The organism is Staphylococcus sp. 231237_7MaSpsaltlick (assembly GCF_043107035.1).
In genome coordinates, this window is the sequence record NZ_JBICNX010000001.1 from 597,673 (window position 1) to 612,253 (window position 14,581).

Here is a 14,581-nt window from a genome sequence, read left to right on the forward strand (position 1 = left end):
TTCAATATTACAGGTATTCCCTTTTTATTTAATTAGTAAAGCTTATAAAAAATAGCTGCCGACATGCTGTCGGCAGCTATTTTTCCTTTTATAAATTGTCGTCTTCTTTTTTCTCTCTCACTTGTGTAATTCTTAATGAACGACGTTCTACTTCCCTATATTTATCAGCGCGATGTTCCAATTTGAGTCGGTCTTCAGACAATGTCCGTAAGAAGGATATCATCATCATTACAAAAACAACTAATACTGGCACACTGGCTAATAAAGAAGCTGTTTTCAATACATCTAATGCACGTTCGCCACCCACTAACATTAAAGCAAATGGTAACAAGCACAATGCAAATGCCCAATATAATCTATTGGCTTTTAATGGTTCGCCAATCACTTTTTTCTGTGATGCTGCAGCTAAAATATAAGAACCAGAGTCAAATGTTGTTGCTAAGAATAAAATAGCTGAAATTAAGAATAAAATAATAACTAAATTTGGAAACGGCAAATGATGTAAAACTTCAATTATTGTAGCTTCAGTAGTATGTGAATTTAAGAATTCAATAACATTAAATTGACCACTTATTTGTAAATACACTGCATAATTTCCAAAAATACCAAAGAATAACATACAGCCTAATGTACCATATATTAATGTACCTAAAACAAGTTCTTTTAGTGTACGACCTCTTGATATACGTGCAATAAATAATCCAATAAATGGTGCATAAACTATCCACCAAGACCAATAGAATATCGTCCATTTTTGAGGGAACATTGTTTCTTCACGTCCCCCTATACCACCAAAAGGTTCAATCCATGTTGCCATCTGGAAAAAGTTTTTAAACATGTTACCCATACCAGTGATTGTTGTTTCCATTATAAATATAGTCGGACCAACAACTAACACAAATCCAAGTAATATAAATGATAAGATCACATTTCCATCACTTAAAACTTTAATACCTTTTTTCAAACCTGAATAAGAACTATAAGCAAATATAGCTGTAATAATTAATAAAATAGCACTCTTCATGAGCATATTATCTCCATCTATTCCTGTAAGACGCTCTATTCCTGCTGTAATCATCGGCACGCCTAAAGCTAATGATGTAGCTGCTCCGCCTAACAAACCAAAAATAAAGACAATATCAACTATTTTTCCGACAATACCATCTGTTTGACCTTTTAATATAGGACGTAAAGTTTGACTGATTTTATAAACTGGTTTGTTCTTCACAAATACAAGATAACCAATGCAAAGTGCCGGTAACACAAATGTCGCCCATGCAATTGGCCCCCAGTGGAACATGCCGTACATCGTAGCATAATTAAGTGCGCTATCTGTCATACCATTAACTCCGTGTGGAGGATCTTGATAATAAAACGCCCATTCAATGATACCCCAGTATAAAATATCAGAAGCAATCCCTGCACAAAACAGCATTGCTGCCCAACTAAAATTATTAAACTCAGGTTTATCTGTTGCTTTACCTAGAGTTACATTGCCATATTTACCAAAAGCTATGTATAATACGAAAATCAACGTTACTAAGCCAATCAGTAAATATATAGAACCTATTGTACTAGAAACAGCATCATTCATTTTAGTAATAATGTCTTGACTGGCTTTTGGAAAGACCATCATAGGAATTACTGCAATAAGTAAAATTATCGATGATCCTATAAAGGTCGTCCAATCCATGACTTTATTCTTTTCCATTTTTGAACACCCCTGAACTTAATTTTCTTATTATGTATAAGTTGCTAAAATAAATAAACGTTAGCAAAACAAAATATTAATTCACAAACATGAGCCTAACGAACTTTAAATAATAATGCAAATTACATTCAAAAATACTTTTACCAAAATATGAATAATTATATAATATGAACATCTTTCCATCATAAGAAAATTGGCACAATCACAGTGTTAAGTTTAAATTTAACGTAATTAATGAATCTTACAATTTTTATAATTGGATATTTATACTTAAATAATGCATAAATATTTGTTTTTATTTTTTTCTATGAATTCAAAAAATTAGAATTAATTATTATTAAAATCCAAAATTCTTAATACCAAAAAAATATAAAATCAGAAATTTTTAATTAGGTAAAATGAATGTCGTTATTGGTAATAATATGCAAAATTTAAATGTTTTAATTGTCTTAACTCACTTTTTCGTACAAATATTCTATAATAAGGTAAGACATTTTATAATTGAATTGAATAAAGGAGTACTACAAATGGAGAAATCACAAATTGTTAATTACTGGGATAAACGTGCTGGCTCTTTTGGCGAAAATAAACAAGCAGAATTAGAGAGTAAACATGCATTAACTTGGATTAATGAAATCAATCAAATCGCCCCTATATATAAAGACATGAAAATTTTAGATATCGGTACTGGCGCTGGTTTTTTAGCAATCTTATGTACTCAGCATGGAGGGGCAGTCACTGGTATAGATCTTTCACCAGAGATGATAGAACATGCTAAAGCAAATGCACAACACTTCAAACAAAATATAGACTTTAAAATTATGGATGCTGAAAATCTAAACTTTGAAGATGAAACGTTTGATATAGTTATTTCAAGAAATGTAACTTGGCTCCTACCAGATACAAAAGGTGCTTATAAAGAGTGGTTACGCGTTTTAAAACCACAGGGTAAATTGATAAATATTGATGCTGATTATGGCAAAGATTCATTTGAGTCTTATGAATCTATTGGATCAAACCATGCGCATGACACGCTTGGTAAAGACATGCTAGCAGAAAGTGAAGCTATTAAGCAGAGCATCTCAATTAATCACCAACCCCGGCCTCAATATGATATTCAAATACTTAAAGAATTAGGTTTTAATCATATACACTTTGATGAAGGAGTATATCATCGTATTTATAATGAAAAGGACGCTTTCTATAACCCAACGCCTATATTTTTAATATCCGTTACAAAATAGTTACAGTTATTATTACGCATTTTTTATAATAGATAGAAAATTTATTATATTTAGTTATATAAGGTGCCTACAACTTGCGTTTCAGACAGTTTTTTATCATACTATTAATTGAATAAAGTAAAAGGAGTGGTAAGAATGAATAAAGAACAATTTGACAAAGTAAAAAATGGTAAAGGATTCATTGCAGCATTAGACCAAAGTGGTGGTAGTACACCTAAAGCGTTAAGTGACTATGGTGTTACTGAAGATCAATACAATAGTGAAGACGAAATGTTCAAACTCGTTCATGACATGCGTACACGTATTGTTTCATCGCCTTCATTTAGCTCTGATAAAATTGTTGGTGCAATCCTTTTCGAACAAACGATGGATCGTGAAGTAGAAGGTAAACATACTGGTGACTACCTTGCAGATAAAGGTATCGTACCATTCTTAAAAATAGATAAAGGTTTAGATGAACAAAAAGATGGCGTTCAATTAATGAAACCAATGCCTGAGTTAGACGACTTATTAAACCGTGCAAACAAACATAAAATTTTTGGTACTAAAATGCGTTCTAATATCTTAGAACTTAATAAAGATGGTATTGATTTAGTAGTTAAACAACAATTTGAAGTAGCTAAACAAATCATTGCTGCAGGTTTAGTTCCTATTATTGAACCTGAAGTTAATATTAATGCTGAAAACAAAGAAGAAATCGAAGCTTACTTAACTGATTCTATCTTAGAAGAATTAAATAAATTAAATGATGACCAATTAGTAATGCTTAAAGTAACTATCCCTACTAAGGCAGACCAATATCAACCGCTAATTAATCATCCAAACGTTGTTCGTGTCGTTGCATTATCTGGTGGTTATAGCAGAGAACATGCAAATGAAGTACTTAAACAGAACAAAGACTTAATAGCAAGCTTCTCTCGTGCACTTATCAATGATTTAAATGTAAATCAATCAGATGAAGAGTTCGATAGAATTTTAGGCGAAACAGTTGAATCTATCTATGATGCTTCTGTTAACAAAAACTAAGTATCCATTCTTATAGTTTCATAACACGTATCGCTATATAAATTAAATAATTAAGCTTTCTGAGGCTGGGACGTTATATTTGTGTCCCAGCCTCAATTTTCATTGCAATAATACTTTCAATTTACTAAGTGAGCTTTAGTTACATATAATCACTTTTGTAATGACAGATTCCATAAAGCTTTCTTAGAAGCATTTGTAATTCTTATATCAACTCTAAAGTCATTTATATATACTCCCCTATTCACTTATTATAGTGCGATTTATTATTTCTTTGTACATACTAATATCTGTATAAATTTCTAAATAAACTAGCCAACACTGAAAACTATCTATATACTAATATTAATTTATAAAATAACTTTATTTAAAAAATAGGGAGCATACTTAATGAAAAATCATTTACATAGATGGGTTATTGAAGCTTTAAGCTTTATGGCACTTGGGTTATTTGGTTCATTAATAATTGGACTTATTTTAGAAACATTAGGCAGTCAAACATTAATACCACAACTTAATTTATCTTTCTTATCTGAAATAGGCAAGGTAGCTATGTCCGTAACAGGCGCAGCAATCGGTGTTGCTATAGCTTATGGACTCGGCGCCAAACCATTAGTTATTTTTTCTTGTGTTATCGTTGGGACGCTTGGTTATGACACATTTGGCGGTGGTGCTGTAGGTGCATATATCGCAACACTTATTGTCGTTGAATTAAGTAGAATTTACGCTGGTAAGACAAAAATTGATATCATCATTACCCCTTTGCTTACCATTGTAGTTGGTGGCGCAATAGCAAAACTATGTGGTCCAGCTTTAAATCAGTTCATGACTGGTTTAGGTAAAGTGATTATTGTGGGAACAGAACAACAACCATTGATTATGGGGATAGTCGTATCCGTTATATTTGGCCTAGCCTTAACAGCTCCTATTTCTAGCGCAGCGCTTGCTTTGATGCTTGATTTAAGCGGCTTAGCTGCTGGTGCAGCCACTATCGGTTGCGCTTCCCAAATGGTAGGATTTGCAGTCAATAGTTATAAAGATAATGGTTGGAGCGGCTTACTGTCTATTGGTATTGGAACGAGCATGTTACAAGTTCCAAATATTATTAAAAATCCAATGATTCTCTTACCTCCAACACTTACAAGCGCAATTGCTGCACCAATTATGACGACGCTATTCCCGATGACGAATAATCCTGCAGGCGCAGGGATGGGCACAAGTGGTTTTATAGGTCAAATTATGACGATTAATACGATGGGTGGTTCGCTTCAAACATGGTTACTGATAGCTGTATTCCATATTTTACTACCTTCATGCCTCAGCTTTATATTATATAAATTCTTCTTAAATAAACAATGGATTAAACCCGGAGATCAACGTATCAATATAGCTAGTTAAAGATTATAATTTTATATTATTCATTAAGCGCTAAGTAACAATCTATTTATTATCAATGCTTCATCTGTGAAAAGAAAAAAGGTGACTAAATTTCTATCGCTACTTAAACCTAGCTTATAGAAATCTAGTCACCTATTTTTATTCAATGCTAATTAGATTGATTTTCACCTTGTATTGGCACTTGTCGGTTTGTTGTCACCTTTCTCTTTTGAGTAAAATAAAGAACAAAAGCAACAAAGTACCATGCTAATACGATTAACCACTCTGCCGGCCAAGCAAGTGATGAAGGCATGCCAGGAAGATAAATAATTATAAACAAAATACTAAGTACAACTGCAATAATACCTACAACTCTACCATTTCTAATACGGTATGGCCTTTCTAAATCAGGCTGTGTCTTACGCAATTTTAAAAATGAAATTGCTACTAATAAATAGCCTAATACGACCCCAATACCTCCAGCATTAACAATCCATGAAAGTGCTGGTCTTCCTAATAACGGGGCTACAAATGCAAGTACGCCTAAAAATAAAATACCGTGTGTTGGTGTTTTGAATTTAGGATGAATATAAGCAAACCATTGCGGAATCATTTTGTTTTTAGCCATAGCATACAAAATTCTACTACCACCTATAATAAATGCATTCCAACTGGTAATAATGCCGGCGACGCCACCCAGCACGAGTAAAACGCCAAATCCACTATGCCCAAAAAGATTTACCATTGCATCAGCTGTAGCTAGACTGCTTGCGCCAAGTGCTTTTGGAGATAATCCTGTTGCGACACCAAAAACAATAAGTAAATAAAAAATCACAGATGCAATAATAGATAAGATTAAAATACCACCAATTTTTTTAGAAGGTGCTTTCACCTCTTCAGCAATCTGTGGTATAACATCAAACCCAACAAATAGGAAAGGAATCATCATCAACACGGACATTGTGCCACCTACACCATGTTCAAATGGCTTTAAATTACTGAAATTACCATTAAATCCAGCACCAAAAACGAGTAGCAAACCGACTGAAACAATAAATATTGTAAAGACCGTCTGCATTATCGCTGCAGGTTTAACACCAAAGTAATTTAATGATGTTAAGACAATACTTCCCACAGAACCAATTAGCACCCACGTTAAGTACACGTCCCATCCAGCAATATTCCACATGAATCCTTGATGTTGAAAAGGAATAACATAATCAATTACTGTGGGTAAAGCTACTGCTTCAAACGTAATCACTGATACATAGCCAAATAATACTGACCAACCAGAAATAAAAGCAATACCTGGTGAAAATGCTTTTTTAACAAAGACAAACCCTCCACCAGTTTCTGGAATTGCAGAAGCAAGTTCTGCGTATGTAAGACCAATTACAATTACTAAAAAGCCTCCTATTAAAAAGGCAACAATACTTCCTACAAAACCTGCTGTTGATACCCATTCACCTGATAACACGACCCATCCCCATCCAAGCATGGCACCGATTGCAAGAAATAAGACATCAACAATATTCATTGATTTATCAAACTGTGATTTTTGTGATTTCATTGAACATACCCCATTACATTCTTCAAATTAAAATAATAATATAGGCAAGGTTGTCACAGTAATATAATTTCATCACTGTGCTTACAACCTTGTCCTTGATCATTATTTCTTAAACCTTCAACCCTTGTTTATATTTCAATTGAAATTACTTTAAGCATTAATTCATAAAATTATTCTTGAATAGAAAGGTATTTTGTTTCTAAGTATGGTTCAATACCTTCTATGCCGCCTTCTCTACCATAACCACTTTCTTTCAAACCACCAAATGGTGCATGGGCAGCAGAAGGGCCTCCGTCGTTCCAACCAATAACGCCATATTCTAATTCATTGAAGAATTTCAGTCCAGTACGATAGTCATTAGTAAAGAAGTATGATGCTAAACCGAATTCTGTATCATTTGCTATACGGATAACCTCATCTAAATCTTCATATGTCATAACGGGCGCGACTGGTCCAAATGTTTCTTCATGCATAGCTTTCATATCCAAATTTGCGTTAGAGATAACTACTGGTTTCAAGAAATTGCCACCTAACGATTGAATCTCTTCAATACTACGAGACAATTCCCCACCTTTCTCCTGTGCATCAGTAATATGCGTTAATACTTTCTTAACAGCTTGTTCATCGATAAGAGGACCTACTTTCACGTCACTTTCTAAACCATTACCTACAGTCAGTGCGTGCACTTTTTCAATTAATTTCTCAGTATATGCTTCTGCAATATCTTGATGTACATAAATCCTATTAGCGCATATGCACGTTTGACCTGCATTTCTAAATTTAGAAGCAATCGTTCCATCAACAGCTGCATCAATATCTGCATCTTTATGCACAATTAACGGCGCAAGTCCACCTAATTCCATAGTTACATTTTTAACCTGTTGTGCAGATTGTTCTATCAATGTTTTCCCAACTGCAGTCGATCCAGTAAAGGTCACTTTACTGATGAGTTCGTGTTCGGTAAATAAATCGCCCGCATCTTTACCAGATGCAATAATATAAGAAATAGCATCTTTAGGGAATCCAGCTTCATGTGCAAGTTCTACTAATTTAATCGTTGTTAATGGCGTTTTTACTGCTGGTTTACAAATAATTGTACAACCAGCTGCTAAAGCTGGTGCCATTTTACGTGTAATCATAGCTGCTGGGAAATTCCATGGCGTAATTGCACCAACAACACCTACCGGAAATTTATCTATAATGATTTTTTTAGATGGAGCATTGGCTGGAATTGTGCGACCATATACACGTTTTGCTTCTTCTGCATACCACTTTACATAGGAATTAGCATAAGTCACTTCACCTTTTGCTTCAGCAAGCGGTTTCCCTCCTTCTAATGTGATGAGACGCGCAAGTTCATCTTGATGTTCATCTATAAGCTCTGCCCATTTCATTAATTTAGCAGAACGTTCGTGAGCGTCTATTTTTTTCCATTGTTGAAATGCTTTATGTGCGCGTTCTATTTGGGCTTGAATATCTTCATTACTTGTATAATCTAAACGTTCGATGACTTCATTTGTCGCTGGGTTAAATACTTCTAATTTTGTCATATTAAGGTCTCCTTTTTATTGATTAATTATAAGATACTTATAATTACCCATACCCTATATCAAAAAGTATAAAGTTTAGTCGTTTATACGATACCTTCTTTAGAAATCACAGTCTCAAACACATCAGTTAAAATACGTAATCCTTCATTTAATTCATCATCTGTAATAACTAATGGTGGTAAGAATCTAACGACATTCCCTTTAATACCTGCAGATAGCAACAATAAACCTTTTTCGTTTGCTACTTGTACAAGCTTGCCTGTTAATGCTTTGTCAGGTTCACCAGTTTCAGGATTAACCACTTCAAAAGCAACCATTGCACCTAAACGTCGTATTCTTGAGACTTGATTATACGTTTCACTCAACGATGTTAAATATGTTTCTAAGTTATAACCTAATCGTTCAGCTTTACCGTTTAAATCTTCTGTTTCTATAATTTCAATAACTTTAAGCGCAGCCTCACAAGCTAATGGATTACCAGCATAAGTTCCACCTAATTCTCCTGGCGCAGCGCTATCAATAATTTCTGATTTACCCACTACACCACTTAATGGAAATCCTGCAGCCAATGATTTAGAAACTGTGATTAAATCTGGTTCAACATCAAAATGTTCTATAGCAAATGTTTTACCCGTTCTCGCAAAGCCACTTTGTATTTCATCAGCGACGAAGACAATACCATTATCATCACAAATCTGCTTGACTGCTTTTACAAATTTAGAATCTGGGATAATAAATCCACCTTCACCTTGAACAGGTTCCATAACAATACAAGCTACATCAGTTGGATCTACCGTTTCTATAAAGAAATCATGTAATTTATTGATAATTTGGTCTGTATAAGCTTCATTTGATAATTCTTCAGATTTTTCAGAAATATTAGGGTAAGGTGCTTGGTAAACTTCTGGCGCAAATGGCCCAAAACCGAATTTGTAAGGCTTCACTTTACTTGTCATAGACATAGTTAAATTTGTTCTACCATGAAACCCTCTTACAAATGAAACGACAGCTTGTCTGCCGGTGTATTTTCTTGCAATCTTCACTGCATTTTCTACGGCTTCTGCGCCCGAATTAAGCAATATTGATTTTTTTTCAAAGCTACCTGGTGTAATCTCTGTTAACTTTTGTGCTAAGTTTAGATAACTTTCATACATAATCACATTAAACCCTGGATGTATAAATTTATCTAATTGTGTTTTTAAGTGCTTCGTAATTTCAGGATGTGTATGTCCCACATTCAATGTTCCAATTGCGCCGGCAAAATCAATAAATACATTACCTTCAACATCTTTAATGGTTGCACTTTGCGCTTCATTAGCAACATGCAAATTTCCGTTTCCTACACCGCGTGCTACATATTTTTCACGTTGCTTTTTATAATAATTAAATTTATCTGACATCATGAAACCTCCTATAACTTAATTACAAATGTTATTTCATTTATTGTCTAAAAATTTAAAATATTATTGGTGTTCTGTAAAGTACCAGTTTAACTCATTATATGGTACCAGATGGATCAATGATTACTTTTTTTAAACGTTGAACCGCTTCAGGTATTTGCTGTTGTTCGATTTTAGAGAAACCAATAATCAATGTCTTTCGCTCACTATTATTTTGAAGCGCTTTCACATTAAAACGATTTATTGTATAAAGCTCTAATTTAAATTCCTTAGCTCGGGCTTCAATTTCTTCATAAGTATACGGTGAAACAACTTCAATAATAAAATGTAAACCTGCTTGCGTATCTTTGATATCAATATTATTACCAAATGTCATTTGCAATTCCTCAATAAGACATGCCCTCTTTTTACCGTATAACTGATGCATCCTTTTTAGATATTTTTCATAGTGTCCTTCTTTAATCAATAAATTTAATGTTAAAGCATTTAATATTGAAAAATCAGGAATTGTACTTTGATTTTGTACTTCAAATTTTCGAACTAATTTCGCTGGTAATATCATATAACTGATACGCAACGCTGGCATTAACGTTTTTGAAAAAGTACCTAAATATATTACGCGTTCATTTTTATCAAAACTAAATAATGAAGGAATATTATCCGTTTCATATTTGAATTCGCTATCATAATCATCTTCAATAATGTAACTGTGCGTCTTACTCGCCCAGTTTAATAAGCTTATACGTCTAGATACAGGCATAATTGTGCCCATAGGAAATTGATGCGAAGGTGTCACAATAATAGCATCTGGTTGTACCTTTTTAATTTCTTCTATAGAAATACCTTTATTATCTAATGAAACAGGAACCATTTGTGTTTGTGTTTGCTGCAATATAGTCCTGAACCTAGAATAACCTGGATTTTCAACTGTAATCTTCACATTTTCAGACATGAGTTGTATCAATTTCATTAATAATGTATTGGTGCCTGAACCAATAATTATTTGTTCTGGATGACATTGAATACCTCTTTGATAAGAGACGAGTTTAGCAATAGATTGTCTTAGTTCTATTGGTCCTTTTACATTTGGAATTGATGAGAGGTAATGATCATAGTCTTGAAAGACACGTTTGGTTAATTTTGTCCATATATCTATTGGAAATTCAGATATGTCAGTGCTCATATGAGAAAATGAATAGTCATAATCTATTTCTGCAGCACTTTTATACGAAGCAATTGTATTATGGGCTTCTGGGTTAATGATTAATTTATCTAATGGCTCCACAAAATAGCCTTTCCGCTCTTCTGTATAAATATATCCTTCAGCTAATAATTGTTCATATGCTGCTTTGACGCTATTCACACTTACATTCATATGCTTCGCCATATTTCTTTTGGAAGGTAACTTTTCATGGCTTTCGTATTTAGAAGCTAGCATATCAGACTTCAAACGTTTATATAATTGTCTATAGATATATTGATTTGTATCACGCTGCATAGGCACACCTCTCTATTATTCAATAAATAAATTATTATTAATATTAGCTATAGTAATTCATGATTTTATAAATTATATCATATAAATGCGACGTATTTTGGCGAGACTATTGAGGGAACAGGACAAGCTGAAGACTACATGCTGAAGCTGTCCCCTAAGAAAGCGAGCCAACAATACAAAGTATTGAATAAAAAGAAGCATTCAGATGAAGTAATTCAATTCATCTGAATGCTATTTTTCTAGGATTTATGTCCCAATTCTTATCTATGTTCTGAAGCAACAGTTACCTTTCTGATAACTACTACTTTAAATTCTAATTATTATCTCTTTTCGGGATACATTAATTCTTATTTATAATATAGGCGAAGCTAATTTTGCAATAGCTTGTTTAAATTTAATCCAATTAGAACGTTGATTATAACGCTCTTCTGTCAATTCTTGTGATACTTTCAAATCTTCAAAGAAAGCATCTTTAAGTTTTTTAGTAATATGTTCATCATACATAAATGCATTTATTTCAAAGTTTAATTCAAAACTACGAATATCCATGTTTGCAGAACCTACGCTTGCAACTTCGTCATCAATAATCATCATTTTTGAATGGATGAAACCATTTTCGTATGTGTATACTTTAACACCATCACGTATAAGCTGAGCCACGCTTGAAATCGTCGCCCAATATACAAAGATATGATCAGGTTTGCAAGGTATGATTAAACGTACATCTACTCCTGACTTAGCAGCAATACGCAAAGCATTAATATAACCTTTATCTGGAATAAAATATGGACTATGCATATAAATAGATTTTTTAGCATTCATAATCATCTTCATATAACCAAATTCAATTTGATGCCAATTATCACTTGGTGCACTAAGTGCCAATTGCATTGATACATCGCCACCCTGATTTGCATTTTCTGGGAAATATTTTTCATTATATTCTAACTGCTCACGTTTTGCTTGAGAGTTCCAATCATGGATGAAGCTTAACTGTAATGCATCTACACCATCGCCTCTAACTCTTAGATGTGTATCTCTCCAATAACCAAATTTTTCATTTAACCCTAAATATTCATCTCCAATATTAAAACCACCAACATAACCTGTCATACCATCGATGACCACAATTTTACGGTGGTTTCTATTATTCACTCTGAAATTGATTAAAGGGATTTTAGCTTGAAAGAATGCTTCAACCTGACCACCTGCTTCTTGGAATGCTTTGAATTTTGATTTATGGACAGATTTTGAACCTACTGCATCATATAATAATTTTACTTCTAAGCCTTCGTTTGCTTTTTCTTCTAAAATATTAACGATTTCAGTACCTAAGCCATCTAATTCTAAAACATAATATTCCATATGAATGTAGGACTTAGCATTTCGTAAATCTTCTTTCATTTGAGCAAATAAATCATGACCATCAATATAAATATCAATATTATTATCATTACTTAAGAATGATGGTTCTTTTGTTAATAATGTTGTCGCAATATCTTTGTGCTTTCTGACGATTGGATTATCAGAATCACTAATTTTATTTGTCGATGCACTCAATTGAGATTTTACACGTTTCATATCATCCTCTATTTGATTATGTGTAAAGCCTCGTTCACGTTTCTTACGTACGCCTCTACCAAAGAAAATATAGATAAAGAAACCTAGTATAGGCATGACGAAAAGTAAGAACAACCATGCCCAAGTTGCCGTAGCATCTCTTCTGTCTCTATCTAAAAATACAATTAAAAATGCTAATATGATATTCACTACAAAGAAAAATGCTAAAACACCTCGATAGATTGTACTTACACTTGGATCAAAAATTAATTGCATAAATTCACCTCGTTGTACTTTCGCTTGTAGAAAGATTTATAAAACCATTCAAAATATTTACTAATTTAATTAAATGTTAAACATCCATATTACTAAAAGTGCAATGATTATCAAACTCAATTATATTGTAAAATCTTTAATTTTACCATCTTCTTCAGTCTATTATTTATAAAATGATTTGCGTTATTTCTGTAGAGTTTGTTCAATAGTGTGATTACGACCAGCTTGAGAACCAAATAGCGTGATAATACATGCTGTTATTAATAAAATGGATAATGAAGCCAACCATTCACCAGTAATGTCATGTAAAATACCAAATAGTAATGGACCAATTGCAGCAAATAAATAACCAATAGATTGTGCCATACCTGACAATTTAGCAGCTGTTTCACTATGCTCTGTTCTCAGACTAAAGAACGTGTTAACTAAACCGAATGCAATACCACCCGCCATACCAATAAGAATTGTTGATACAATTGCTAATTGTGGAATAAATATCATAATTACAACACCTACTATAAAACATAGCCCAGTAATAAAAGTTAATAAAAACTGAGATTTCATTTTTGTAGCAAAAATAGGCGTAATAAATGTAAATGGAATAATTGATATTTGAAGCACCGATAGATAAGCACCCGCTTCACTGATGGACATGCCACTTTGTGCAAGGTATGCTGGCATCCAGTTTATAAGTGAGTAAAAGATAAGCGACTGTCCCCCCATTAGTATAGTAATCTGCCACGATAACGGTGATTTCCATACATTAATACTTTCTCCAGATATGGCGGTCGTCATCTCTTGTTCACCTTTTAATTGAAATGACCATAAAATAATTGTTAAAAGCGTTACTATGCCAATAACACTTATCGCAATATTATAGTTAAAGGCTTTTACTAATGGCGCTGTTCCATATGAGGATAAGCCCCCAAAAACATTCATAACAACAGTATAATAACCAGTCATAATACCAATATGCAGTGAAAACTTCGCTTTAATAACTGCTGGTGCGAGCACGTTACCAAAACCAATACCTATACCAATCAATACAGTGCCAATATACAACCACGACACGCCTGTAACTGATCTAACAATAATTCCTATTAATATTAACCATAAAGCTAGAAAAACCGTTTTTTCGAGCCCTAACCTATTACTCGTTCTAGCAGCAAATAACGAAATTACAGCAAATGCTAATAAAGGTACTACTGTTATTACACTAACGGCACTATTAGATAATGCTAAATCTGTTTTTATATCAGGTAATGCTACACCTATAGAAGTTATAGGCGCTCGTAAATTTGCTCCAACTAATAAAATGCCTATAAACAATAACCAATTAAATGGTTTTGTTTTTCTATAATTTTCCATACTG

Annotated in this window: 10 protein-coding genes; 3 read left to right on the plus strand and 7 right to left on the minus strand. The window is 33.2% G+C overall.

Annotation, left to right across the window (positions count from 1 at the left end; all coding sequences use genetic code 11):
- Positions 1-88 precede the first annotated feature (88 nt).
- The gene (locus tag ACF91D_RS02920; RefSeq protein ID WP_069793199.1) at positions 89-1,711 is read right to left on the minus strand and encodes a BCCT family transporter; all 1,623 of its coding nucleotides are present in this window, start codon (positions 1,709-1,711) and stop codon (positions 89-91) included.
- A 527-nt stretch (positions 1,712-2,238) separates the two neighbouring features.
- Here ACF91D_RS02920 and ACF91D_RS02925 point away from each other — a divergent pair.
- From ACF91D_RS02925 to ACF91D_RS02935, 3 genes are all read left to right on the plus strand, one after another.
- The gene (locus ACF91D_RS02925; protein WP_039067493.1) at positions 2,239-2,955 is read left to right on the plus strand and encodes a class I SAM-dependent methyltransferase; all 717 of its coding nucleotides are present in this window, start codon (positions 2,239-2,241) and stop codon (positions 2,953-2,955) included.
- 135 nt (positions 2,956-3,090) lie between these two features.
- Positions 3,091-3,981 carry a fructose bisphosphate aldolase gene (locus ACF91D_RS02930; RefSeq protein ID WP_039067495.1) on the plus strand — a complete coding sequence of 297 codons (891 nt, stop codon included), beginning with the start codon at positions 3,091-3,093 and terminating at the stop codon, positions 3,979-3,981.
- Between the two features lie 387 nt (positions 3,982-4,368).
- Positions 4,369-5,376: a PTS sugar transporter subunit IIC gene (locus tag ACF91D_RS02935; protein WP_039067496.1), complete on the plus strand. Its 1,008-nt coding sequence runs from the start codon at positions 4,369-4,371 to the stop codon at positions 5,374-5,376.
- A gap of 148 nt (positions 5,377-5,524) precedes the next feature.
- On the opposite strand, the gene ACF91D_RS02940 is transcribed toward ACF91D_RS02935, so the two are convergent.
- The 6 genes from ACF91D_RS02940 to ACF91D_RS02965 form a co-directional block, all read right to left on the minus strand.
- On the minus strand, positions 5,525-6,925 hold the full coding sequence (locus ACF91D_RS02940; protein ID WP_107549775.1) for an APC family permease: 1,401 nt from the start codon (positions 6,923-6,925) through the stop codon (positions 5,525-5,527).
- Between the two features lie 170 nt (positions 6,926-7,095).
- Positions 7,096-8,475: an NAD-dependent succinate-semialdehyde dehydrogenase gene (locus tag ACF91D_RS02945; RefSeq protein WP_039067498.1), complete on the minus strand. Its 1,380-nt coding sequence runs from the start codon at positions 8,473-8,475 to the stop codon at positions 7,096-7,098.
- 83 nt (positions 8,476-8,558) lie between these two features.
- Complete coding sequence (gabT, locus tag ACF91D_RS02950) at positions 8,559-9,875, minus strand: 4-aminobutyrate--2-oxoglutarate transaminase (RefSeq protein ID WP_107549774.1); 1,317 nt, start codon at positions 9,873-9,875, stop codon at positions 8,559-8,561.
- Positions 9,876-9,972: 97 nt separating this feature from the next.
- Complete coding sequence (gene gabR / locus ACF91D_RS02955; protein WP_327621001.1) at positions 9,973-11,373, minus strand: MocR-like transcriptional regulator GabR; 1,401 nt, start codon at positions 11,371-11,373, stop codon at positions 9,973-9,975.
- Positions 11,374-11,724: 351 nt separating this feature from the next.
- Positions 11,725-13,209: a cardiolipin synthase gene (gene cls / locus ACF91D_RS02960; protein WP_039067503.1), complete on the minus strand. Its 1,485-nt coding sequence runs from the start codon at positions 13,207-13,209 to the stop codon at positions 11,725-11,727.
- 183 nt (positions 13,210-13,392) lie between these two features.
- The gene (locus tag ACF91D_RS02965; RefSeq protein ID WP_107549773.1) at positions 13,393-14,577 is read right to left on the minus strand and encodes a CynX/NimT family MFS transporter; all 1,185 of its coding nucleotides are present in this window, start codon (positions 14,575-14,577) and stop codon (positions 13,393-13,395) included.
- Between the last annotated feature and the right edge of the window lie 4 nt (positions 14,578-14,581).